At 62.9% G+C, this 23,547-nt stretch carries 26 protein-coding genes; 14 read left to right on the top strand and 12 right to left on the bottom strand.

Annotated elements, in window-relative coordinates:
• Positions 1 to 23: 23 nt before the first annotated feature.
• Positions 24 to 2,042: a thioredoxin domain-containing protein gene (locus tag ABID19_RS10565; protein WP_354490246.1), complete on the top strand. Its 2,019-nt coding sequence runs from the start codon at positions 24 to 26 to the stop codon at positions 2,040 to 2,042.
• 219 nt (positions 2,043 to 2,261) lie between these two features.
• Here the strand turns inward: ABID19_RS10565 and rho are convergent, their stop codons facing one another.
• From rho to hemE, 3 genes are all read right to left on the bottom strand, one after another.
• Complete coding sequence (gene rho, locus ABID19_RS10560) at positions 2,262 to 3,527, bottom strand: transcription termination factor Rho (RefSeq protein WP_027153631.1); 1,266 nt, start codon at positions 3,525 to 3,527, stop codon at positions 2,262 to 2,264.
• Positions 3,528 to 3,696: 169 nt separating this feature from the next.
• Positions 3,697 to 4,239: a protoporphyrinogen oxidase HemJ gene (gene hemJ, locus ABID19_RS10555; RefSeq protein ID WP_352936561.1), complete on the bottom strand. Its 543-nt coding sequence runs from the start codon at positions 4,237 to 4,239 to the stop codon at positions 3,697 to 3,699.
• On the bottom strand, positions 4,236 to 5,264 hold the full coding sequence (gene hemE, locus ABID19_RS10550) for a uroporphyrinogen decarboxylase (RefSeq protein ID WP_352936559.1): 1,029 nt from the start codon (positions 5,262 to 5,264) through the stop codon (positions 4,236 to 4,238). Before hemE ends, hemJ begins: the two co-directional genes overlap by 4 nt.
• Positions 5,265 to 6,007: 743 nt before the next feature.
• On the opposite strand from hemE, the gene ABID19_RS10545 reads away from it, so the two are divergent.
• The 6 genes from ABID19_RS10545 to ABID19_RS10520 all read left to right on the top strand — a co-directional run bounded on the left by ABID19_RS10545 (position 6,008) and on the right by ABID19_RS10520 (position 10,358).
• The gene (locus ABID19_RS10545; protein ID WP_352936557.1) at positions 6,008 to 6,829 is read left to right on the top strand and encodes a pyruvate, water dikinase regulatory protein; all 822 of its coding nucleotides are present in this window, start codon (positions 6,008 to 6,010) and stop codon (positions 6,827 to 6,829) included.
• Between the two features lie 166 nt (positions 6,830 to 6,995).
• Entirely contained in the window at positions 6,996 to 7,595 is a 600-nt protein-coding gene (locus ABID19_RS10540) for a Maf-like protein (RefSeq protein ID WP_352936555.1), read from the top strand.
• On the top strand, positions 7,588 to 8,430 hold the full coding sequence (locus ABID19_RS10535; protein ID WP_354490244.1) for a shikimate dehydrogenase: 843 nt from the start codon (positions 7,588 to 7,590) through the stop codon (positions 8,428 to 8,430). Before ABID19_RS10540 ends, ABID19_RS10535 begins: the two co-directional genes overlap by 8 nt.
• A gap of 5 nt (positions 8,431 to 8,435) precedes the next feature.
• Positions 8,436 to 9,038, top strand: a complete 603-nt coding sequence (gene coaE / locus ABID19_RS10530) for a dephospho-CoA kinase (protein ID WP_354490242.1) — start codon at positions 8,436 to 8,438, stop codon at positions 9,036 to 9,038.
• Positions 9,039 to 9,123: 85 nt separating this feature from the next.
• A complete protein-coding gene (gene dnaQ, locus ABID19_RS10525) occupies positions 9,124 to 9,843 on the top strand; it encodes a DNA polymerase III subunit epsilon (RefSeq protein WP_354490240.1) in 720 nt (239 codons plus the stop codon).
• A gap of 227 nt (positions 9,844 to 10,070) precedes the next feature.
• Positions 10,071 to 10,358, top strand: coding sequence for a GIY-YIG nuclease family protein (locus tag ABID19_RS10520; protein WP_354490665.1), 288 nt, complete (start codon positions 10,071 to 10,073; stop codon positions 10,356 to 10,358).
• Positions 10,359 to 10,599: 241 nt separating this feature from the next.
• On the opposite strand, the gene secB is transcribed toward ABID19_RS10520, so the two are convergent.
• Positions 10,600 to 11,100: a protein-export chaperone SecB gene (gene secB / locus ABID19_RS10515; protein ID WP_352936549.1), complete on the bottom strand. Its 501-nt coding sequence runs from the start codon at positions 11,098 to 11,100 to the stop codon at positions 10,600 to 10,602.
• A gap of 237 nt (positions 11,101 to 11,337) precedes the next feature.
• Positions 11,338 to 11,838: an FxsA family protein gene (locus ABID19_RS10510; RefSeq protein ID WP_354490664.1), complete on the bottom strand. Its 501-nt coding sequence runs from the start codon at positions 11,836 to 11,838 to the stop codon at positions 11,338 to 11,340.
• A 198-nt stretch (positions 11,839 to 12,036) separates the two neighbouring features.
• On the opposite strand from ABID19_RS10510, the gene ABID19_RS10505 reads away from it, so the two are divergent.
• From ABID19_RS10505 to ABID19_RS10490, 4 genes are read left to right on the top strand one after another with little or no spacing between them, the layout of a single operon-like run.
• Positions 12,037 to 12,741, top strand: coding sequence for a Tim44/TimA family putative adaptor protein (locus ABID19_RS10505; RefSeq protein WP_354490238.1), 705 nt, complete (start codon positions 12,037 to 12,039; stop codon positions 12,739 to 12,741).
• A 22-nt stretch (positions 12,742 to 12,763) separates the two neighbouring features.
• Positions 12,764 to 13,870 (top strand): murein transglycosylase A, encoded by a 1,107-nt coding sequence (mltA, locus tag ABID19_RS10500; RefSeq protein ID WP_354490236.1) that lies wholly within the window; start codon positions 12,764 to 12,766, stop codon positions 13,868 to 13,870.
• The gene (locus ABID19_RS10495; RefSeq protein ID WP_354490235.1) at positions 13,867 to 14,409 is read left to right on the top strand and encodes a Smr/MutS family protein; all 543 of its coding nucleotides are present in this window, start codon (positions 13,867 to 13,869) and stop codon (positions 14,407 to 14,409) included. Before mltA ends, ABID19_RS10495 begins: the two co-directional genes overlap by 4 nt.
• Positions 14,410 to 14,419: 10 nt before the next feature.
• Positions 14,420 to 14,788 (top strand): helix-turn-helix domain-containing protein, encoded by a 369-nt coding sequence (locus ABID19_RS10490; RefSeq protein WP_292166609.1) that lies wholly within the window; start codon positions 14,420 to 14,422, stop codon positions 14,786 to 14,788.
• 6 nt (positions 14,789 to 14,794) lie between these two features.
• On the opposite strand, the gene ABID19_RS10485 is transcribed toward ABID19_RS10490, so the two are convergent.
• The 3 genes from ABID19_RS10485 to ABID19_RS10475 form a co-directional block, all read right to left on the bottom strand.
• The gene (locus ABID19_RS10485; protein WP_354490233.1) at positions 14,795 to 15,412 is read right to left on the bottom strand and encodes a transglutaminase-like cysteine peptidase; all 618 of its coding nucleotides are present in this window, start codon (positions 15,410 to 15,412) and stop codon (positions 14,795 to 14,797) included.
• Between the two features lie 161 nt (positions 15,413 to 15,573).
• On the bottom strand, positions 15,574 to 16,851 hold the full coding sequence (locus ABID19_RS10480; protein ID WP_354490231.1) for a polyhydroxyalkanoate depolymerase: 1,278 nt from the start codon (positions 16,849 to 16,851) through the stop codon (positions 15,574 to 15,576).
• Positions 16,852 to 17,121: 270 nt separating this feature from the next.
• The gene (locus tag ABID19_RS10475) at positions 17,122 to 17,481 is read right to left on the bottom strand and encodes a septal ring lytic transglycosylase RlpA family protein (RefSeq protein WP_354490229.1); all 360 of its coding nucleotides are present in this window, start codon (positions 17,479 to 17,481) and stop codon (positions 17,122 to 17,124) included.
• Between the two features lie 304 nt (positions 17,482 to 17,785).
• On the opposite strand from ABID19_RS10475, the gene ABID19_RS10470 reads away from it, so the two are divergent.
• A complete protein-coding gene (locus ABID19_RS10470) occupies positions 17,786 to 18,034 on the top strand; it encodes a hypothetical protein (RefSeq protein WP_435528707.1) in 249 nt (82 codons plus the stop codon).
• On the opposite strand, the gene ABID19_RS10465 is transcribed toward ABID19_RS10470, so the two are convergent.
• The 4 genes from ABID19_RS10465 to tauA form a co-directional block, all read right to left on the bottom strand.
• Positions 18,026 to 18,214 carry a hypothetical protein gene (locus ABID19_RS10465; RefSeq protein ID WP_354490228.1) on the bottom strand — a complete coding sequence of 63 codons (189 nt, stop codon included), beginning with the start codon at positions 18,212 to 18,214 and terminating at the stop codon, positions 18,026 to 18,028. The genes ABID19_RS10470 and ABID19_RS10465 overlap by 9 nt on opposite strands.
• Before the next feature lie 17 nt (positions 18,215 to 18,231).
• Positions 18,232 to 19,104 carry an ABC transporter permease subunit gene (locus ABID19_RS10460; protein WP_354490226.1) on the bottom strand — a complete coding sequence of 291 codons (873 nt, stop codon included), beginning with the start codon at positions 19,102 to 19,104 and terminating at the stop codon, positions 18,232 to 18,234.
• Positions 19,101 to 19,868, bottom strand: coding sequence for a taurine ABC transporter ATP-binding protein (locus ABID19_RS10455; protein WP_354490224.1), 768 nt, complete (start codon positions 19,866 to 19,868; stop codon positions 19,101 to 19,103). Before ABID19_RS10455 ends, ABID19_RS10460 begins: the two co-directional genes overlap by 4 nt.
• Before the next feature lie 111 nt (positions 19,869 to 19,979).
• Positions 19,980 to 20,993, bottom strand: a complete 1,014-nt coding sequence (tauA, locus tag ABID19_RS10450) for a taurine ABC transporter substrate-binding protein (protein WP_354490223.1) — start codon at positions 20,991 to 20,993, stop codon at positions 19,980 to 19,982.
• Positions 20,994 to 21,622: 629 nt separating this feature from the next.
• On the opposite strand from tauA, the gene ABID19_RS10445 reads away from it, so the two are divergent.
• Both ABID19_RS10445 and ABID19_RS10440 read left to right on the top strand, forming a co-directional pair.
• Complete coding sequence (locus tag ABID19_RS10445; RefSeq protein WP_354490221.1) at positions 21,623 to 22,075, top strand: RrF2 family transcriptional regulator; 453 nt, start codon at positions 21,623 to 21,625, stop codon at positions 22,073 to 22,075.
• Positions 22,076 to 22,121: 46 nt separating this feature from the next.
• Positions 22,122 to 23,456, top strand: a complete 1,335-nt coding sequence (locus ABID19_RS10440) for an FAD/NAD(P)-binding protein (RefSeq protein WP_354490220.1) — start codon at positions 22,122 to 22,124, stop codon at positions 23,454 to 23,456.
• Positions 23,457 to 23,547: the final 91 nt, after the last annotated feature.

Below are 23,547 nucleotides of genomic sequence, written 5' to 3'. Positions count from 1 at the left end.
GACAATTCGCCGAGTGCCCGACCGTGACATTACCCGCGCAAAATCTACTTGCCGATGAAGCCAGCCCCTATCTGCAGCAGCATAGCGGCAATCCGGTGCATTGGCGGGCGTGGTCGCCGGCGTCGCTCGCCGAAGCAAAGGCGCTGGAGCGGCCAATCCTGCTCTCGGTCGGCTACGCCGCCTGCCACTGGTGCCATGTCATGGCCCACGAAAGCTTCGAGAATGACGACGTCGCCGCCGTCATGAACCGTCTCTTCGTCAATATCAAGGTCGATCGCGAGGAGCGGCCTGATATCGACCAGATCTATATGGCCGCACTGTCCTCGATGGGCGAGCAGGGCGGATGGCCGCTGACCATGTTCCTGACGCCGGACGGAAAGCCTTTCTGGGGCGGCACGTATTTTCCGCGCGAGACACGCTACGGCCGGCCGGGTTTCGTCCAGGTGCTGGAGGCGGTCGACAAGGCGTGGCGGGAGAAGAAAGAAAGCGTTAACCAAAGCGCCGACGGCCTGACCACGCATGTCGAGGCGCGGCTGGCGGGCACGCATGCCAAGGCCGTGCTCGACCGCGACACGCTCGCGAACCTTGCCCAAGGCATCGACGGCATGATCGACAGGGATCTCGGCGGCCTGCGCGGCGCGCCTAAATTCCCCAATGCGCCTTTCATGCAGACGCTTTGGCTGTCGTGGCTGCGCGACGGTAGCACATCGCACTGCGATGCCGTTCTACTCAGCCTCGAAAAGATGCTGGCAGGCGGGATCTACGACCATATCGGCGGCGGGCTGAGCCGCTATTCGACCGATGCCGAATGGCTGGTGCCACATTTCGAAAAGATGCTCTACGACAATGCGCAGCTCATCCGGCTTTGCAATTGGGCCTATGCGGCGTCGGGCAATGATTTGTTCCGGATACGAATCGAAGAGAGCGTCGACTGGCTTCTGCGCGAGATGCGCGTCGACGGCAACGCTTTCGCCGCTAGCCTCGACGCCGACAGCGAAGGCGAGGAGGGGTTGTTCTACACCTGGAGCAAGGATGAGATAGAAACCGCTCTCGGAGACGAATCACCCTTGTTTTTCAAGTACTTCACGCTTTCCGGCCCGCATGGCTGGGAGGGCAAGCCAATCATCCACCAGACGCAAGCCCAGCAAACTCAAAGCGTGGCCGATCGCGATCGGCTCACTCAGTTGAAAGAGAAACTGCTGGCAACCCGGGAGCAGCGCGTCAGACCCGGGCGGGACGGAAAAATCCTGACCGACTGGAACGGCTTGGTCATCGTGGCTCTCGCCGAAGCAGGGCGCGCCCTGAAACGGATCGACTGGATCGAGGCGGCAGAACAGGCCTTCGCTGCCATTACCAGGGCTGGTCGAGACAGCCGTCTGCCGCATTCGATGCTTGGCGCAAAGAAGCTGTTCCCGGCGCTGTCGAGCGACTACGCCGCCATGGCCAATGCCGCGATCTCATTGTTCGAGGCTACCGGCACATCGAGTTACGCCGAGCTGGCTGGCCAATTCATCGCGCAGCTCGACCGATGGCACCGCGACGGTGACGACACCGGCTACTATCTCACCGCTTCGGACAGCAGCGATGTGCCGATCCGCATCAGGGGCGATGTCGACGAGGCCATTCCATCAGCCACCGGCCAGATCATCGAGGCCATGGTCCGATTGTCCTCCCTCTCCGGCGATCTCGAATTGCAGGAAAAGACCTGGAAAATCGCCGAACACGCGGCCGGACGTGCGGCGCACCAAGCCTATGGCCAGGCGGGCGTCGTCAACGCTTGCGCCCTGGCAATCGAGCCGTTGAAACTGGTGCTGGTGGATGACCCGGAGAATCCTGGGCTTGTTCCGGTTGCGAATCGAAATCCGGACCCGCGCCGGATCGACATTATCGTGCCGATCGGCGCAGAAGCGAATCGACCGACGCTGCCTGGCGGTATCCTGCCGCCAACCGATAAGCCCGGCTCCTGGTTGTGCACGGGGCAGGTCTGCCTGCCGGTGGTGACGAGCGCTGAGGAACTCGAGCGCCTGTTACATCGTCAGTAGGCGCAAAGGTGCTCAGAACCGGGAACGCTGGAGGGACGGCGCCCCCCTCTGTCCTGCCGGACATCTCCCCCACTTTGGGGGGGAGATCGGCAGCTTCGCCGACAGCGTCCCTTTTGCAAAGTTGATGGTTGGCGAAATCAGTCATGACGGCCAATCTTCCTTGTGGGGGAGATGTCCGGCAGGACAGAGGGGGCGCGAAGGATCGCCGCGCCCTACCTCTTACGTATTCATCGAATCGAAGAAATCCGCATTCGTCTTGGTCTGCTTCAGCTTGTCGATGAGGAACTCGATCGCGTCGGTGGTTCCCATCGGCGCCAGGATGCGGCGCAGCACGAAGATCTTCTGCAGGTCCTGGCGGGCGACCAGCAGGTCTTCCTTGCGGGTGCCGGACTTGAGGATGTCCATGGCCGGGTAGATGCGCTTGTCCGCCACTTTGCGGTCGAGCACGATTTCCGAGTTGCCGGTGCCCTTGAACTCTTCGAAGATGACTTCGTCCATGCGGCTGCCGGTGTCGATCAGCGCGGTGGCGATGATGGTCAGCGAACCGCCTTCCTCGATGTTGCGGGCGGCGCCGAAGAAGCGCTTCGGCCGCTGCAGGGCATTGGCGTCGACACCGCCGGTCAGCACCTTGCCGGATGACGGGACCACGGTGTTGTAGGCGCGGCCGAGGCGGGTGATCGAGTCCAGCAGGATGACGACGTCACGCCCGTGCTCGACCAGGCGCTTGGCCTTCTCGATCACCATTTCGGCGACCTGGACGTGGCGCACCGCCGGCTCGTCGAAGGTCGAGGAGACGACCTCGCCCTTCACCGAGCGCTGCATGTCGGTGACTTCTTCCGGCCGCTCGTCGATCAAGAGCACGATCAGGTAGCATTCGGGATGGTTGGTGGTGATCGAATGGGCGATGTTCTGCAACAGCACTGTCTTGCCGGTGCGCGGCTGCGCCACGATCAGGGCGCGCTGGCCTTTGCCGAGCGGCGCCACCAGGTCGATGACGCGGGCCGAGATGTCCTTCGAGGTCGGAACGTCCATTTCCATCTTCAGCCGCGAGGTCGGGTAAAGCGGCGTCAGATTGTCGAAATGGATCTTGTGACGGATCTTTTCCGGGTCGTCGAAATTGATCGTATTGACCTTGAGCAGGGCGAAATAGCGCTCGCCCTCCTTCGGGCTGCGGATCGGGCCTTCGACCGTATCGCCTGTCTTCAGCGAGAAGCGGCGGATCTGCGACGGCGAAATATAGATGTCGTCCGGACCCGGCAGGTAATTGGCGTTGGCAGAGCGCAGGAAGCCAAAACCGTCCTGCAGCACTTCGACCACGCCGTCACCGATGATCTCGATATCCTGCGTCGCCAGCCTCTTCAGGATGGCGAACATCAGCTCCTGCTTGCGCATGACGCTGGCGTTCTCGACCTCGAGCGATTCGGCGTAAGCGATCAGCTCTGGCGGTTTCTTGTTCTTGAACTCTGTGAGTTTCATTTCTTGCATCATTAGACGGACTCTGAGTGAGTAAGTATGGGGAAAATATCGGCGGGATGCGACAAATGCCGGGCGCGGCCGAAGCGATGAATGGGGCGGCGCATGACGGGAAGGAAGACCCGTCTTTTATCGTCGGCCGATTGAAAGAGCAAGCCGCCTTTTGCAGGTCGTCGAGGCCTCAGAAAGGCTTTACGATAACCAGCACGACGATGACGATCATCAGCAATGTGGGGATCTCGTTGACGATCCGCCAGTGCTTCGCGGGCTTTTCGTTGCGGTCCTCGGCAAATCTACGAACCGCGCCGGCCAGATAGCCATGAACGGCTGAGAGGCCGAGCACCGCGGCGATCTTGGCATGCAGCCAGCCGCCCTGAAAACCGAAGCCTTTCCAGGCAAGCCACAGGCCAAACGCCCAAGTGATGACCATGGCCGGATTGATGATGCCGCGCAGCAGCCGGCGCTCCATCACCTTGAAGGTTTCCGACTGGATCGAGCCTTTCTCGGCATCGGCATGGTAGACCAGCAGCCGCGGCAGATAGAGCATGCCCGCCATCCAGGAAATGACTGCGATGACGTGGATCGCCTTTGCCCAGGGATAAAAATCGTCAGGCCCAAACAAGAACAGCAGCCCAGCCAAAACGAGGAAAATGGCAATTGCAGATGCCGCGCGGCGCATTGCGCCAGTGCCACCTTCCACAGTGCCTTTTCCCATCATCGTCATGATGCGCTCCGCACCAATTTCAGCATCGCCTCGACATGGGCGATCGGCGTCTCCGGCGTGATGCCATGGCCGAGATTGAAGATCAGCGGCCCATTACCCAGTGCTTTCAGAATTGCGTCGATGCCGTCGGCTAGAGCCTTGCCGCCGGCCACCAGCCGCAACGGATCGAGATTGCCCTGCACGGCGCCGCCGTGCTGCAGTTCCTTGGCTGTCGTCAACGGCACGGTCCAGTCGAGCCCCAGCCCCGTCACGCCGGTCTTCTGGCGATAGCTCAAGTAATGGGTGCCGGCGCCCTTGGGAAAGCCGATGATCGGAACGTCGGGATGGACGGCCCGGACCTGCCTGACGATCTCGGCCACCGGCCTGACGCAAAAGGCCTCGAAAGAAACGTCGTCGAGCACGCCCGACCAGGAGTCAAATATCTGCACCACATCGGCGCCGGCCTCGATCTGGCGGATCAGGTAGGCGGCCGAGTGGTCGGCAAGCAATTTCAGCAGCTGCAAGAAAGCCGCCGGCTCGCGATAGGCGAACAGCCGCGCCGGCGCCTGGTCAGGCGTGCCATGGCCGGCGATCATATAGGTCGCCACCGTCCACGGCGCGCCGCAGAAGCCAATCAGCGTCGTCTCGTCAGGCAGTTTTGCCCGTAATCGCCTGACCGTCTCATAGACCGGTTCGAGATTCACGTGAAACGTTTCGCCGTCGAGAGCCGCAATCTCGGTGGCCAAGATCGGCGTCAACAGCGGCCCGCGCCCTTCCTCGAAGCGCACGTCGCGGCCCAGCGCATGCGGCACGACAAGGATATCGGAAAACAGGATCGAGGCATCGAAGCCGAAGCGTTCGATCGGCTGCAGCGTCACCTCTACCGCAAGATCGGGACTATAGCAGAGATCGAGGAACGACCCGGCCCTCCTGCGCGTCTCCCGATATTCCGGCAGATAGCGTCCGGCCTGGCGCATCATCCAGAGCGGCGGCGGAAACACCGCTTCGCCCTTCAACACGTCCAGCATGATCCGGTTTTCAGGCATCCAGCGCTCGCTTTTCCGGTATGGTGACCTTCGTCATCCCAGGGCGGAGCAGGAGCGAAGCGACGTGGCGGAGACCCTGGGATCCATGCCGTGACATCAGCCTAAGAATGCGGCGGTTCAGAATAAAAGCGCTCTGTCCCGCCGGCATCAAAGGTTCTGCATCGCAGCAGCGCTCCGATGTCACGGCATGGATCCCAGGGTCTCCGCTCCGCTTCGCGTTCGCTACGCCCTGGGATGACGAAGGCATGGTGGCCTGCGGCCAATCGCAAATGCTGGAGATTGGCGGCTGAAGGCCGATCGGCAGCGACCATTCATGATCTCTCTTAGGCCCAGTCAAAGAGTCAAACCTCTGCCTCTCCAGGCTTCTCTATAATTAAATATTCTATTTCTAGGAATCTTATGATTCTAAGAGTCTGTTGGTATCGGTGGTTGTCTCCTGTCCCGCTTTGCCCCGGAAAAGGCCAGCCAGCATATTGTCGCGTGCTTCCTCTGCCGGATAGGAGGGGATTGGGGACAGTTGAAAATTTCCGACTGGAGTCAATGCCTTGCCGCCCGCGCAAAGAAAATCGGTCTGTGGATAGGGCGGAGTCGAAAAAGCCCGTCCCCGGATTTGTCCCCAACCGCCCGACGAAGCCGACAGCGCATCGAATTGTGGACAAACCGGCATCTGATACAGTCGCCCCGAACCGGCCGATCTTCCGACCGACCTTATCCACATCGGCCCACAGCTTGGAACGAACCCTGTGAACAAACCCCAGAGCTTCTTTCACCTCCACCTGATTTCCGATGCCACCGGTGAAACGCTGCTGGCGGCCGGCCGCGCAGCTTCCGCGCAATACAAGGATGCGCGCGCCATCGAGCATATCTATCCGCTCATCCGCACCGAGAAGCAGGTGACGAAAGTGTTCGAGGACATCGAGGAGGAACCGGGCATCATCCTTTATACGGTGGTCGACCAGAACCTCGCCCGCGGCATCGACGAACGCTGCGCGGCTATGGGCCTGCCTTGCGTTTCCGTGCTGGAACCGGTGCTGACCGTCTTCCAGTCCTATCTCGGCACGCCGGCCGGGCGCCGCGTCGGCGCCCAGCATGTTCTCGACGCCGAATATTTTCGCCGCATCGATGCGCTCAACTTCACCATGGAGCATGATGACGGCCAGCTGCCCGCCAATATGGATGACGCCGACATTGTGCTCGTCGGCATTTCGCGCACCTCGAAGACGCCGACCAGCATCTATCTCGCCAATCGCGGCATCAAGACCGCCAACATCCCGATCGTGCTCGGCGTGCCGGTGCCGGAAAGCCTGGTCAACGCCAGGACGCCGCTGATCGTCGGGCTGATTGCCACCGCGGAACGCATATCGCAGGTCCGCCAGAACCGCATCCTCGGCAATACCAGCGCCTACGAGCCGACGGACTATGTCGACCGGGCTGCGATTACTGAGGAACTCGCCTACGCCCGCCAGATCTGCACCCGGCACGGCTGGCCGATGATCGACGTCAGCCGCCGCTCGATCGAGGAGACGGCGGCGGCGATCGTTGCCCTGCGGGGAAAGACGCGCTAGGGCGTCGATATTCAGGTGATGCCGGCCTGCAAATCGCGGCTTCCTGCGCTTCCGGTGCTCACGTACGAAAGTACGCTCCGCTCCGGTTCTCGGAAGCCACCATTTTCGACTCGGCCTGACCTGAATCTCAACACCCTAGTCGGTGCCAGAAACCGGACGAAAAACCATGACCGAGAAAATCACCCTTGCCTCAGGCAGTCCGTTCCGTAAGGCGATGCTCGTCAATGCCGGCGTTGCCATCGAGGCGGTCCCGGCGGACGTCGATGAGCGCGCGCTTGAGGCGCCCCTGCAGGGCAGCGGTATTTCGCCCGAGGACGTCGCCCTGGTGCTCGCCGAGGCCAAGGCCACGGAGGTCAGCGAGCGAAAGCCCGGCGCCCTGGTGCTCGGCTGCGACCAGACGCTGTCACTCGGCGACGAGGTGTTCCACAAGCCGGCCGACATGGAAGCCGCGCGCCGACATCTCTTGGCGTTGTCGGGCAAGACCCATCAGCTCAACAGCGCCGTGGTGCTGGCCCGCGACGGCGCGGTTCTGTGGCGGCATGTCGGCATTGCCAGCCTGACCATGCGCAAGCTAGATCCGGCCTTCATCGGTCGCCATCTGGCGCGCGTCGGCGTCAAGGCGCTGTCCAGCGTCGGCGCCTACCAGATCGAAGGCGAAGGCATCCAGCTGTTCGAAAGAATAGAGGGCGACTATTTCACCATTGTCGGCCTGCCGCTTCTGCCCGTTCTGGCCAAGCTGCGTGACCTCGGAGCCATCGATGGCTGAGGCATCGAAAAAGGCTTTCGTCACCGGCCATCCGGTCGCCCATTCCCGGTCGCCCAATATCCACTCCTATTGGCTGGCGACATACGGGATCGACGGCAGCTACCGGGCTATCGACGTCGCGCCAGGCGATTTTGCCGAATTCGTCAACACGCTCGAGGCGAATGGCTACCGTGGCGGCAACGTCACCATCCCGCACAAGGAGGCCGCCTTCGCGCTGGCAACGCACCGCGACGATGCGGCCGAAGAGATCGGCGCAGTCAACACGCTGTGGTTCGAGGGCGGAACTTTGTGGGGCGGCAACACCGACGGCCATGGCTTTGCCGCCAATCTGGACGAGCATGCGCCCGGCTGGGCAGACAATGGCCCGGCCGTGGTGCTCGGCGCCGGCGGCGCCTCCCGCGCGGTCATCCAGGCGCTGATCGAGCGCGGCATCAGCGACATCCGGATCGTCAACCGGACGCTTGCGAGGGCGCAGGAACTGCGAGACCGTTTCGGCGCCGGGATCTCGGCCCACGGCATAGCTGCGACCGGCGAGCTGCTTGCCGATGCCGGCCTGCTGGTCAACACGTCGGCGCTCGGCATGCACGGCAATGAAGGCCTGTCAGCCGACCCGGCCAGGCTGCCGGACCATGCCATCGTCACCGACATTATTTATGTGCCTCTGGAAACGCCATTGCTGGCCGCAGCCAAAGCGCGGGGCCTGAGGACCGTCGACGGGCTCGGCATGCTGCTGCACCAGGCGGTGCCAGGCTTCGAGCGCTGGTTCGGCATCAGGCCGGAGGTCACTGCCGAATTGCGGCAGATGATCGTCGCTGATCTCGGTGCCAAGGAGTAGAAGGCATGATCGTGCTCGGTCTCACCGGATCGATCGGCATGGGCAAGTCGACCACGGCAAAGATGTTTGCCGAGGCGGGTGTGCCCGTCCACGATTCGGACGAGGCGGTGCATCGCCTCTACGCCGGCAAGGCGGCCCCGCTGGTGGAGGCGGCTTTTCCCGGAACCACCAAATCCGGTTCGGTCGATCGCACAAAACTGGCCGAGCGGGTGCTCGGCGATGCTGCCGCGCTGAAACGGCTGGAAGCGATCATCCACCCGCTGGTCCGCGCCGACGCCGACGCCTTCCTGGCCGGCAATCGCGCCGCCGGCGCGTCGCTTGTCGTTCTCGATATCCCGCTTTTGTTCGAAACCGGCGGCCGCGACCGCGTCGACAAGGTCGTGGTCGTCACCGCCTCGCCCGAAATCCAGCGTGCCCGCGTGCTGGCGCGGCCGGGCATGAGCGAGGAGAAACTAGCGTCGATCCTGGCCAGGCAGGTTCCCGACGCCGAAAAGCGCAGCCAAGCCGATTTTGTCATCGACACCGGACAGGGTTTTGATGCGGCACGCGCGGCGGTCAATGCGATCGTTGCCGAACTAGCCGGGGATAAGGCAGCTAGGCCCGATTAAGAGGCTTGCAGCCGACATTACCTGTTGCCATTTTGTTCCCATCATGATTCGGCTAAAATGACGCCGGAACAAACGGACTGATTCGATGCGTGAGATCATCTTCGACACGGAAACCACCGGACTCGATTTCCGCGATGACCGCGTCATCGAGCTTGGCTGCATCGAGCTGGTCAATCGGTTCCCGACCGGCCGCACCTTCCACCACTACATCAATCCGCAGGGACGACCGATTCATGCAGAGGCGCAGGCGGTTCATGGCATCAGCGCCGCCGATCTCATGGGCAAGCCCACCTTTAGCGACATCGCCGAGGAATTCCTCGCCTTCATCGACGGCGCCAAGCTTGTCGCTCACAACGCCACTTTCGACATCGCCTTCCTCAATGTCGAGTTTGGTCGGCTGGGCCATCCTGTCGTTGACCCCGGTCTTGTCGTCGACACGCTGGCGCTGGCGCGCCGCAAGCATCCGATGGGGCCGAATTCGCTGGACGCGCTCTGCCGGCGTTACGGGATCGACAATGCCCGTCGCACCAAGCACGGCGCGCTGCTCGATTCTGAATTGCTGGCCGAGGTCTATATCGAGCTCATCGGCGGTAAGCAGGCCGCGCTGATCCTCGACAGTGCCACGGCGCCGGCCGGCGGCAGGAGAAACGTCGACGATATCGACATCAGCATCGGCGTGCGGCCGATAGCGCTGCCGTCTCGTCTGACCGATGCAGATCGCACCGCGCACGCCAGCATGGTCGGCACGCTGGGCGAAAAGGCGCTCTGGTTGCGCGTCGCCCCGGAAGCAAGTTCCGCGGCATAGCGATTTTGAAGGGTTGGAAGCTGATCGGCGTGCGGACGTTGATGGTTCAGTTCCTGGCAAATCGCAAATCCTCGAGATTAGCTGAAACACCCCTCCCTTCGTCATCCCAGGGCGGAGCGACGCGAAGCGGAGCGCAGACCCTGGGATCCATGCCGTTACATCTGCCGAAGAATGCAGCGGCTCAGAACGACGCTTGTCTCCGCAACGGCGCCAGCTACCCTTCAATCATGACCGGCTATGCCTATATGACCGCAAGCCAGAAGCGCGGCACGATCTACATCGGCGTCACCAATGATCTCGGCCGCCGCATGCCGGAGCACAAATCCGGCGCAGGCTCGCGCTTCACCAGTCGCTACGGTGTGCAGCGTCTGGTCTGGTACGAGGAGCATTTCGACATTCGCGACGCCATCCAGCGCGAGAATTCGCTGAAGCGCTGGCCGCGCCAATGGAAGATAGAGCTGATAGAGAAGACCAATCCGGAGTGGTTCGAGCTTTTTCGCGGAACGGGATGGTAGCATTCGGTTCTGGTCGGTAGGAGCACTGCCGCGAGGTAACGGCATGGATCCCAGGGTCTGCGCCGCGTCGCTTCGCTCCTTGCTCCGCCCTGGGATGACGAAGGAAGGGGTGGTTCTGCTAATCTCGAACGTTGGCGATTTGCCGTTGAGACTGGCCACTGAAAGGAACGGCCTTCCAACTCGTCCCAACAAAAAGCCCGGCGCGAAGCCGGGCTTTTCAAACGCTACCGAGCAAGCCCTCTCAGCTCGCCTGCACTTTGCCGGCGGCTTGGTCCTCGGCCAGCTTCTGCTGGAACATTTGCGCGAAATCGATCGGGTCGAGCATCAGGGGCGGGAAGCCGCCATTGCGCGTCGCCTCGGCAATGATCTGCCTGGCGAACGGGAACAAGAGCCGCGGGCATTCGATGAACAGCAGCGGCAGCATATGCTCCTGCGGGAAGCCGCTGATGGCGAACACGCCGCCATAGACCAGCTCGACGTTGAACAGCACTTCCTGATCGAAGGACGCCTTGGCGTTCAGGGTCAAATTGACGTCGAACTGCTTGTCCGAAAGCGGGTTGGCGTTGACATTGACGTTGATGGCAATGCCGGGGGCCTTGTCGCGGCCGCGCAGCGAGTTCGGCGCGCCGGGGCTTTCGAAGGAAAGATCCTTCACATATTGGGCGAGCACGTTGAGGGAAGGCTGCGCCGCGTTGCCGTTGCCATTGGCCGCGCCGGTCGGCGCGTCGTCTTTGCTGGCCATAAGCCTTGTCCTTTTGCCTGGGCAGCGTTGCTGACCGGATTGAAATCGGGCGTTCGCTACCATGGTCGGCATGACAAGACAAGGTTTGCCGACCCTCCCCTTCGCCGCTCTTAGTGCAGTCGCCCAAAGCATGCGCTCGGGCGTGACCCGAAGGTGCGCAGCGGTTTTGGGACAACGACAAGCATAAAACGAAGGCTTAAAGCGCTTCGATTTGAATCCGCTTCAACGCGACGCGCTTCAGTCGTCCTTGAGGCGGCGCCATGGAGAATTGTGATCCGGTCCGCGCCCGTGATCGTCGCCGCGCGAATAATCGCCGTCGTCAAGATCGATGGTCTTGTCGCGCGGCCTCGCCCGGAACCCGCCGGTGCCGAAATTGGTCGCGAGCACGATGCGGCCTTTCAACAGGCGCCAGGCAAGGTCGCGCACCGGCGGCAGGAACAGCAGAATGCCGAAAATGTCTGTTATGAAGCCGGGAATGATGAGCAGGATCGCCGCCAGAACGATCATGGCGCCATGCGCGAGCTGGCGGCTGGGATCGTGACCGGCATCCATCTCGGCACGGACCCGCGCCATGACGCCGAAACCCTGATATCGCAGCAACATCGCGCCGGCGATGCTCGACGCCAGCACCAGGCCGACCGTCGCCAGGGCGCCGACCTGGCGGCCGACGACCACGAAGCCGGCGATCTCCAGCAGCGGAAGTGCGAGTATGAACAGGGGAAGCAGCGAAATACGCAAATCTTGACCGATCGTTTCCATGTTTTGCCGGCCGGCGAGCAATCGCCGCTGGCACTTGACCTTTTAGATAGGTATGCCTGCCTTTGATTTGAATGATTGCACCTTGCGTTCTATATGCTTTGAATGTTGAACGCTATGCGACCGCGGCCATTGTTAGGCCGGTGGTCCGGCCGGAGTAGGGATTGATTGGCGGAAGATATGGGATTCTTCGACTTCGGCACGATTTTCTTTCTGATTGCGGCGGTTGTGATCTTTTTCCAGCTGCGCAATGTGCTCGGCCGCCGCACCGGCAGCGAGCGCCCGCCCTTCGACCCCTATACGGCGAGCCGAACGCGCGAGGACGCAGCCCAGAAATCCGAGAATGTGGTCTCGCTGCCGCGCAAGCGGGCGCCGGGAGAGCCGGCCATCGACGCCTATGCGGCGATCGACGCCTTTGCCAAGCCGGACACCGATCTCAACAAGGGCTTGCGCACGATCAAGGACAATGATCCGTCATTCGACCCCAAGACCTTCGTCGACGGCGCCAAGATGGCCTATGAAATGATCGTCATGGCCTATGCCGATGGCGACCGCAAGACGCTCAAGAACCTGTTGTCGCGCGAGGTCTATGACGGCTTTGTCGCGGCCATCGGCGACCGCGAGGCGAAATCGGAAAAGATCCAGTCTTCCTTCGTCGGCATCGACAAGGCTGACATCGTTTCCGCCGAGATGAAGGGCGGCGAGGCGCATATCACGCTGCGCATCGTCAGCGAGCTGATTTCGGCGACGCGCGACAAGGCCGGCGCCGTCATCGATGGCGATCCCGAGACCGTCGCCGAAGTCAAGGATGTCTGGACCTTCGCCCGCGATACGCGCTCGCGCGATCCGAACTGGAAGCTCGTCGCCACCGAAGAAGAAGACTGAACTGACGGCGGCGGGGGCTGTCGTGTCGCTTTCTCAGGCCTTCAGCGAAAAATCCTTTGACGATCTGCCCGGCTGGGACGAGGACGACCATCTGGCTGCGTTCGCTGCTTTCAGGCGTTCGGCCTTTCATGTCCTGACAAAACCCTATCGTTCCGGCGGGCTCGGCGTCGCCTTCGATGCCTTCACTGAAGCCTACGCTGCAGCCCGTACGGTTGCGCCAGCCGACCGAGCGCAAGCCCGTGCTTTCTTCGAGCATCATTTCGTTCCGGCACGCGTAGGGGCGGAAAGCGGTGGCGCCGGCCTGGTAACCGGCTTCTATGAACCCGTGGTCGACGCTTCACCGGTGCGAACCGAACGGTTTACGGTGCCGCTGCTGTCGCGCCCGGCCGATCTCGTCGATATCGACGACGCCAACCGGCCGCCCGGCATGGACCCGTATCTCGCCTTCGGCCGCGACACGCCTGACGGACCGGTCGAATATTTCGACCGTGGCGAGATCGAGCGCGGCGCGCTTGCAGACAGGAGCCTGGAAATCGCCTGGCTCGCCGACAAGGTCGACGCCTTCTTCATCCATGTGCAGGGTTCTGCCCGGCTCACCATGACCGACGGACGGCTTTGCCGTGTCACCTATGCCGCCAAATCCGGCCAGCGCTTTACCGGACCGGGCAGGATCCTGAGTGAGCTAGGCGAAATCCCGCTGCAAGCGGTGACCATGCAGTCGATCCGCGCCTGGTTCAAGGCGCATCCGGCCCGCGTCTACGAGATCCTGTGGCGCAACCGCTCCTATATTTTCTTCCGCGAGGCGGCAGTTGACGACCCGGCACTCGGGCCCATCGCGGCCGCAAAGGTGCCGCTGACGCCGGGCCGTTCCGTCGCCGTCGACCGTCTGCTCCATACATTCGGCACGCCGTTCTACATCGACGCGCCGTCGCTGAGCGCCTTCGACGGAAAGCCGTTCCGGCGTTTGATGATCGCGCAGGACACCGGCTCGGCCATCACCGGCCCGGCCCGCGGCGATTTGTTCGCCGGAACGGGACATGCGGCCGGCGAGATCGCCGGCGTCGTCCGCAATCCTGCCGACTTCTATGCGCTGCTGCCGCGTCGGCTTGTTCCGGGAGCGAGGCGATGACCCGGCGCATCGACAGGCTGAGCGAGGACGACCGGGTCCTGTGGAACCTGGTGGCGCGAACGGCCAAGCCGCTGAAGGGCAGGACCGCCGTCACCAGTCCCGACATCGGCCCTGAAATCGGCCCTGAAATTGGCGATGATACGAAGCCGCCGCGTGCCCAGGCCATGGCTCCGGCTGCGGCTGCGAAAGCAAAGACGCAGCACGTTTCGCATGCGCTCGACGAACCGACGCTGGAGAAGCTCTCGAAGGGGCGGTTGCCGATCGAAGGCCGCGTCGACCTGCACGGCCTGACCCAGGACGAGGCCTATTCGTTACTGTTCTCCTTCCTCCACCGGGCGCATGCCGGCGGCATCCGCTATGTGCTGGTCATTACCGGCAAGGGTTCCTCGTCGGGCGGCGACGGTGTGTTGCGCCGCGCCGTGCCGGCCTGGCTGGCGACCCCGGCATTCAGGCCGCTCGTCTCCAGCCACGACCATGCCGCCCGCAACCATGGCGGCTCGGGCGCGCTCTATGTCCGCCTGCGAAGGGCGCGCGCATGAGGACGAACTTGTGACCCCGTTCGGCGAAAAGCTTCGCGCGCTGCGAAGTGAACGCGGCGTCAGCCAAAAGGCCATGGCCGAGGCGATCGGTGTCAGTGCCGCCTATCTGTCGGCGCTGGAGCATGGCCGCCGCGGCGCGCCGACCTGGACGCTGATCCAGAAGATCATCGGCTATTTCAATGTCATATGGGACGATGCGGAGGAACTCGCGCGGCTGGCCGAGACCTCGCACCCGCGGGTGAAGCTCGACACGTCGGGCCTTACTCCCGCCGCCACCGAGCTCGCCAATCTTCTGGCCGAAAACATCGAAAAACTCGACGAAGCCGAGCTTCGCCGCATCACAGCATCGATCCGTGCCGCGCTGAAGCAGCCAAAGTGATAACCGCTACTGGACCGCGCCGACCAGAACCTGCTGGCCGTCACGGATCGAGACCCAGCGGCCGGTATTGTCGATCGCCTGCCGCTTGAGGAAGCGGTAGCCGGTCCGGTCCCATGAGCGGACCTTTTCGTCCAGATTGTCGAGGATGTAGTCGCCCTTGCTCGTGCGCACCGTCAGCACTGCATGGCCCTCGCCGTCGGGCTTGCGCACCACGGTCATCAGAAGATCGGCGTACGACACGCCCAAGCGGTTCAATTCGCGACGCTTCTCCAGGACATAGTCCTCACAGTCGCCAACACCCTTGGCCGGATAGGCCCAGACCTCGTCCTTGCCGTAGATGTCGAAGTCGCTTATCGGCTTGACCGAGGCGTTGACCTTGGCGTTGACGCTGAGCATCTTGCGCCAGAGCGAGCCGGTCATGGTGGCGGGAGAGAGATCGCCCGGGCGGATCGAGCATTCTGCCGGATTGGTCTTGCAGAAATCGTAATGGCCGATCGGCTGCGATGTCGGGCCGCCGGTTGCCATTGGTCCGGCCGCCGAAGCCGCCGTCGACCAGCCTGCCGCAAGTACCAGCCCTGCGAGTGCGCACACGCGCACCTTTCTCGCCATTGGTGAGGAAATCATTGTCCCCCTCGTCCCTTGTTGTTAACGAAACGTTAAGGGCGATTAACAGTCCCGTCAATTATACGAACGGCCAGATTTGCGACATGGTTACCGGCACGGCCGAAAGCGCGGCTATTGTGCAACAGGTCGATTTGAGCGGCTGCTACCATCCGGGCCTCATCTTACTTTTTGGCGGTGCGGACCAGCTTCGGCTTCACTGCAACGCGGGTCTGGCGGCCATAGCTGGTGATGAAGTCGACGATGCGTGGCACGATTTCGGAGCGGAAGCGCGAGCCGTTGAAGACGCCGTAATGGCCGACCGCCGGCTGCATGTAGTGGGCGTGCCTGTCGGCGGGGATGTTGACGCACAGATCGTGCGCGGCCTGGGTCTGGCCGAGGCCGGAAATGTCGTCGTTCTCGCCCTCGACCGTGAACAGGGCGACATTGCGGATCGCTGAGGGATCGACGGCCACGCCGCGATGCGTCATTTCGCCCTTGGGCAAGGCATGGCGGACAAACACGGTGTCGACCGTCTGCAGGTAGAATTCCGCCGTCAGATCCATCACCGCCATATATTCGTCGTAGAAGTCGCGGTGCTTCTCGGCACTGTCGCCATCATGCTTCACCAGATGCATGAAGAAGTCCTTGTGGGCGATGATGTGGCGGTCGAGGTTCATGCTCATGAAGCCCGAAAGCTGCAGGAAACCGGGATAGACCTCGCGGCCGAAACCCGGCACCGGCCATGGCGCCTGCATGATGACGTTGTCGCGGAACCAGTCGATGCCCTTTTCCTCGGCCAGAAGATTGACCGCGGTCGGATTGCGGCGGGTGTCGATCGGCCCGCCCATCAGCGTCATCGTCGAGGGAACGAACGGGTCGCCGCGCGTTTCCATCAGCGCCACTGCCGCCAGCACCGGCACCGAGGGCTGGCACACCGCCATGACATGAGTGTCGGGCCCCAGCGCGTGCAGCATGTCGATGATGTAGTCGATATAGTCGTCGAGGTCGAAGCTGCCGTCGCTGAGCGGCACCATGCGGGCGTCGACCCAGTCGGTGATGTGCACGTCGGCATGGGGCAGCATCGCCTCGACCGTGCCGCGCAGCAGCGTCGCATAATGGCCCGACATCGGCGCCACGATCAGCAGCTTCGGATCGGGCCGGCGGCCGGCGGGAACCGCCCGCTCGAAACGGAGCAGATTGCAGAAGGGCCGCGACCACACTGTCTTTTCGGTGACCTCGACGCTTTTCCAGTCGACCACAGTCTTCGCCAGGCCGAATTGCGGCTTGCTGTAGCGGCGCGTCGTGCGCTCGAACAATTCGGCCGTTGCCGCGACCGAGCGGCCCCAGGACGTGTGCGAAAGCGGATTGAGCGGATTGGTGTAGAGCATCCGCACCGCATCGGCATAGAGGCGGGCCGGCTGCAGGGCGGCGTGGTTCAATTCGTAAAGCTGGTAGAACATCGAGAACCCCGCTGCTGCGACCAAAGGGACGACGGCAGCGCCGAGCCTTAGATGTCTCGCGCGGACGTTAACAACAAATTGCTGCGATGCAATACGTCAAGTGACGTGATTTATGCTTATCCTTTCGTCCAAGGCGTTGAAAATCGGCGTTGAACGGTGCGAGCCGGCTTATTGTGCGACTGCGAAGGCGCGGGGGAAGGCACGGGCAATCGCTTCAGGTTCGCGGCCATCCGGCTGCGAGGCCGGACAGCACGTCTCAAACGCCAGGTTTCATACGCGGGCCGTGCACACAGAGGTATGGCCCGAGCCGATGAAGCCGAGCCGCCTGGCGGCGCCCTTCGACAGGTCGATCACGCGGCCCTTGATGAACGGGCCGCGGTCGTTGATGCGCACGACGACGCTGCGGCCGTTGTTGCGGTTGGTGACCTTCAGCTTTGTACCGAAAGGCAAGGTGCGGTGCGCGGCGGTCAGCGCCGACGGGTTCATCCGCTCGCCCGAAGCGGTCTTCGAATGCAGCGCGTACCAGGAGGCGCGGCCGCATTGAGCGGCGGCAGGGGAGGTGGATGCGCCGACCATCAGGCCAGCCGCGATCGTCGCCGCGACAAGCGCGGTCTGGTTGGACTTCTTCATTTGTGGGAAACGGGCTCCGTTGACAGACCCGAAGCCGTTAGGGCGAAATGAGGCGGCAAATGCGGCAGCGATCTGGCGGTTCCATGGCAACGTTACACGTTTGGAGTCGGTGCGAAACAATCTGTCAGAGGGTTTCTGTGAGACTAGTGCGGAACTTTGATGATGTTTGCGCTGATGTTCGAGATGTCTTCGGCAAGATCAGGCGTCAAGGTACAAGATCAGGTGAGCGTGATAGGATCTCTTCCTTTCATTCTTGCATCGCGGTCATGGCGCAATCGACGATCGACTTGGAAAGGAAGTTCCGGTGACGAGATTGATCAAGAATCTGCTGGCGCTGATTGTGATCGCCATCGGTGCGCTGTGGTCGCTGCAAGGCATCGGCCTCATCGGCGGCAGCTTCATGACCGGCCAGTCGCAATGGCTCTATATCGGCATTGTCACCGCGCTGGTCGGCTGGTGGGATTGGCCTGGGCGAACCCGCGCGGCTGAGCCAACGCGTGCTGAATGTCTAGTTGCAGGATCAGATGAGATAGCGCGGCGCCGTTCACTGTGACCAATACTGCCAGGCCCAGTAGAAGCCTTCGTCTCGCGGCGGCAGGCGGCTGCGCTCGGCGTCCAATTGGACAGGGACTGGCGATCTGGGCTCGTCCTCGGCCGGCTGTTTGTCTCTGGCCTGGATCAGGCGAAGCCGGCTGCCAAGAAAGGCAAACAGCGTTGCGGTGGAATGGTCCATCACTGTCTCTCCTTTGTTCACTCCCGTCCTGCCCATGGAACGAGCGCGCGCTCGAGCCTGCGGATGATGAATTCGAGCACGAAGGCGATGGCCGCGATCACCAGGATACCCATCACCACCACGTCGGTGACGAGGAACTGGGCGGCCGACTGGATCATGAAGCCAAGCCCGCGCGTCGCCGCCACCAGCTCGGCGGCGACCAGCGTCGACCAGCCGGCGCCAAGCGCGATGCGCAGGCCGGTCAGGATCGAGGGCAGGGCGCTGGGCAGGATCACATGCCGTATGACCTGCGCCCGCGTCGCGCCAAGCGAACGGGCCGCGTTGACGCGTTCCTGCGAGACGCCTCGAACGCTAGATGCCGTCGACAGCGCGACCGGCGCCAGCATGGCGATGGCGATCACCAGGATCTTTGACGGCTCGCCGATGCCGAACCAGATGATGACCAGCGGCAGATAGGCGAGCGGCGGGATCGGCCGCAGGAATTCCAGCAGCGGATCGAAGATGCCCCGACCTATCACGCTGGTGCCGATGGCCAACCCGACGGGGACGCCGACGATGACGGCCGCCACCAGCGCCGCGAACACGCGGCCCAGGCTGGCGGCGATATGCTGGACGAGCGTCGCGTCCACAAAACCGTCGCGGGCGACGGCAATGAACTTGGTCCAGACGGCGGCAGGCGACGGAAGAAAGACCGGCGACACAAGTTGCAGGCGAGCCGACAGCGCCCATGCCGCCAGCACGGCCAGAATGGTGACAGCGCTGACCACGCGCGCCGAAACCCGGCCCCGTTTTGGCCGCGGCCGCGACCACGGCACCGACAAGGCGTCGGTCTCGTCGGCCTTGGCGCCGGTATTGGCAATTGGCCGTTCCGTGTAGGAGGAGACGGTCATGCCGCCTCTCCCTCGAAGATCGCGTCGGTCAGCTCGCCGCGGGACGCCGCGAAGGCCGGATCGGCCTTGATGGTGCGGATGGGCTCGCCGGCCGCATAGCGCCGGCTGAAGGCGGTTTCGAACGTTCGCACCACCCGGCCCGGCCCGGGCGCCAGCACCACGATGCGGGTGGCGAGCACCAGCGCTTCCTCTATGCCATGCGTGACCATCAGCACGCCGACATGGCTTGCGGTCCACAGATCGAGCAGCGTCGTCTGCATGCGCTCGCGCGTCAGCGCGTCGAGCGCGCCCAGCGGCTCGTCGAGCAGCAGGAATTGCGGTTCGGCGGCGAGTGCCCGGGCCAGCCCGACGCGCTGGCGCATGCCGCCGGAAAGCTCCCAGATATGCTTGTCGCCGGCGCCCTCGAGCTTCACCAGCCTGAGCAGCTCGTCGGCGCGCCGCGCCCGCTGGTCCGGCCGCACACCGCGCAGCCTAAGAGCAAAGGCGACATTTTCCCGTGCGCTCAGCCACGGAAACAGCGCATCGTTCTGGAACACGACGGCCCGGTCCGAGCCGGGCGCGGTGATCGGCCTGCCGCCGATCGTGGCGCTGCCGCGCACCGGCTCGACCAGACCGGCGGCAACATTGAGCAGTGAGGTCTTGCCGCAGCCGGAGCGACCGACCAGAACGACGAAGTCGTGCTTGGCGACATCGATCGACACGCGCTCGACGGCCGGCCGGCCGTCATAATGGACAGAGACTTTGTCGAGCACGAGATGCGTCATGTGGCCTCGCAGAACCTTTGAAGAGAATCCGCCTGCCCCGAAGCCGCTCCTCGTCAGCGGTTCGGGGCAGAGCACGCGGCGTCAGGGAAGGAGAACCGCGCGCGTTTGGCGTCAGTGCGAGGCAAGCGCCTCGCTGACATATTTCGACGACACATATTTCGAGTAGTCCGGCAGCACGGCGTCGACCTTGCCCTGCTCCTTGAGGAAGGCGGATGTCGCCTCGACCGCCTTGACCGTGCCGCCGCCGAGGAATTTTTCCGAGGCCTGCTCTCCGAGCGTCGGGAAGACATAGCCCTTGAGCAGCAGCGGCACGTCGTCCAGCTTGGCGCCGGTGAGCTTGGCGATCTTTGCCGCTTGTGCCGACGACACCGACCAGGCGTCCGGCTTGGCCAGGAACTCGGCATAGGCCGCACCAGTCACCTTGACGAAGTCGCGCACCGCTTCCGGATTCTTCTCGGCAAAATCGGTGCGCACGATCCAGGCGTCGAATGTCGGCGCGCCCCAGGCGGCGACCTGCGAGGAGTCCAGCACGACCTTGCCGGACGTCTTGATCTGGCCGAGCGCCGGATCCCAGACATAGGCCGCGTCGATGTCGCCCCGCGCCCAGGCCGCTGCGATCTCCGGCGGCCTGAGATTGAGGATTTCGACCGACTTCGGATCGACGCCCTCATGCTTCAGTGCGGCAAGCAGGCTGTAATGCGTCGTCGAGACGAAGGGCACGGCCACTTTCTTGCCGGCTAGGTCGGCGACCTTTTCGATGCCGGCGCCGTTGCGGGCGACAAGCGCCTCGGATTCGCCGATCAGGCCGACGATGAAAATGGTCTGGATGGGAAGCTCGCGGCTGGCGGCCGCCGCCAGCGGGCTCGATCCGACATAGCCGATATCGACCGAACCGGAAGCGACGGCGGCGATCACGTCGGCGCCGGAATCGAACTTCCGCCAGTCGATGGCCGCCTTGGTCGTACTCTCATAGACGCCGTCTGCCTGCGGCACTTTTGAGGGTTCGACCACCGTCTGGTAGCCGATGGTAATCTTGAGGTCTTGCGCCTCGGCCGGGCCGAGGAAGGCAGCGCCTGCCAGAGCTGCCGACGACAGGAGAACGATGCGCCGTGAAATGATGGACATGAAAAGGCTCCTTGAAAGAGAAAACCGGACTGCTCTTCATAGTCAGCTAATTCTATGGTTCTTGTAGAGTAAAATCCTTCCAACGGCGGCGGATTTGGTGGAAAAAAGCTGTCGGCGACGGGCCGGCGAAGCGGATAGAGCGGCTGCGGCGGGTCGCCGCAACAGGTGGCATCAGAGACCTTGCAGATCGGACTTTGATGCTGACCGGTCGCCACCGGCCACAACCGCACGCACGGGAATTCCCCATCAGCCCACCGTCTTAAAAATCCATGCCTCAAACGGCCGACGAATTGGAACCTGATTCCCTGTCTCCGCGGGTAACTATAGTATTCTTATGGACATTAGGGAGTGACGAGATGAACGACGATACCCGGACCCCTGCGATCGCTCGTGGCGTCGGGCCACATGCTCCGATGCATGCGAGCCGTGTTTCTGTGTCCTCGGCGTCACAAGCCTGGACCAAAATCGCTGCCACGGCTTGAAAAACAAGCAAAATCAACAGCAACTGGCTTGTATATCATGTCACTAGAAATTATGTGTCATGCAAGCTTGGACGCGGCGGGGACGCACGCCAGGCGTTTCGCAACTGATGGCCTTGCGCCATCGCATGACAGAGAAACGTTCGGTCTATGCTCACGAAAAAGGGCAAGTACGGCCTCAAGGCGCTCGTACATCTTGCGCGGCTGCCGGTTGGACAGCTCGCCTTCGTTGGCGATATCGCCACCGGAAACAACATCCCGAAGAAGTTTCTCGACGCCATCCTCGGCGAATTGCGCAATGCCGGTTTCGTTCAGAGCCGCAAGGGCAAGGAGGGCGGCTATCGCTTGGCGCGGCCGGCGGATGAAATCAAGATCGGCCATGTCGTACGCGTGCTCGACGGACCACTCGCCCCCATTCCTTGCGCCAGCCGCACCCAGTATCAGCGCTGCGAAGACTGCAACGAGGCGACATGCCAAGTCCGACACCTGATGCTGGAGGTCCGGCAGGCGATCGCCGAGGTGCTGGACCAGCGCAGCCTCGCCGAGATGCGCGATTTCGCCAGCGACGAAGACCTTTCGGCTGCGTTGAAAATCCAGGCCTGAACCAACAACGCCGGAACCAATCGTTCCCAAGGCAATTGGTGCGCGCATGACCGGGCGCACCAATTCAATCATCATTGTCGGTGGCGGCGCCAGCGGCGTCATCCTTGCCGCACATCTGTTGAAATCGCCCAATCCCGATCTCCGCATAACCCTGATCGAAAAGCGCCCGCATTTCGGTCAGGGCATCGCCTACTCCACGCTGCTGTCGGCGCATGTGCTGAATGTCAGCGCGGCCGGCATGAGCGCCTATGCCGACGACCCCGGCAATTTCTGGCGCTGGCTGCTTGAACGCGGCCTGGCAACCCCAGAGCAGGCGCCGGTCTATGCGCCGCGTAGCGTCTATGCCCGCTACCTGAAGGAACTGCTGGACGAGCTCGAGGCCCGCGAGACGGGTCGTCTTCGCCTGATCCGCGAGGAGAGCCTGTCGATTTCACCAACCGCCTCCGGGGTCGAGGTGACGCTGGCCAACGGCACCAGCGTCGTCGCCCACCTTGCCGTGCTGGCGACTGGACATGACGAGGAGCCGGGCGCTGGCCAAGGCCACGCGATCAGGATGGGATCGGAAGCCGACACCACGCTCGACCCCGAAGCCCGAGTCCTGGTGCTGGGCACCGGCTTGAGCATGGTCGATGCCTTCCTGTCGCTCCAACAGCGCGGCCATCGCGGCGATATCGTCGCGTTGTCCAGGCGCGGCCTGCTGCCTTCGCCGCACCGGAAGGGCAATCCGATCAAGCTTGACGTTGCCGACATTCCGCTCGGCACCCAGCTTTCCTATTTCGTCGGCTGGTTCCGCGACCTGATCCGGGAAAACCAGAAAGCCGGCATCGACTGGCGCGACGTCGTCGATGGTCTGAGGCCCTTCAACCAGAAGATCTGGCAGAACTGGCCGTCTTCCGCCAAGCGCCGCTTCGTCGAGCACACCAAGGCATGGTGGGATATCCACCGCCATCGCATGGCACCGGAAGTCTACGCCCGCGTTACCGAGGCGGTCCAGTCGGGCCGCATCCGGCTTGTCGCCGGGCGCGTCGTCAACATCGCCGCCGGCGATGGGTTCACCGTGCAGATCCAGTCGCGCCACACGCAGCGTCTCGAAACGATCGATGTCGCCCGCATCTACGATTGCAGCGGCATCGCCAGAGACATCTCGACCACCTCGAACAGTGTGGTGCGGTCGCTGGTCGAGCGCGGCCTGGCCCGGCCGGATCCGCTGCGCCTCGGCCTCGACGTATCAGCCAATTGCGAGGTCATTGCCAGCGACGGCACCGTCTCGGCCAAGATCCTCGCCGTCGGACCGCTGACACGCGGCACCTTCTTCGAGATCGACGCCATTCCGGATATTCGCGTCCAATGTGCGCGGCTGGGGAAACGGTTGCTGGGTTAACTATTGAGATCGGCGCTCTACGGCGCCCCCCTCTGGCCTGCCGGCCATCTCCCCCTCAAGGGGGAGATTGGACTTCGCATCTGCCTTCGCC

Origin of the sequence: Mesorhizobium robiniae, assembly GCF_040545535.1 — a bacterium.
Taxonomy (GTDB): domain Bacteria; phylum Pseudomonadota; class Alphaproteobacteria; order Rhizobiales; family Rhizobiaceae; genus Mesorhizobium; species Mesorhizobium robiniae.
This window is presented reverse-complemented; position numbering and strand designations above follow the sequence as displayed.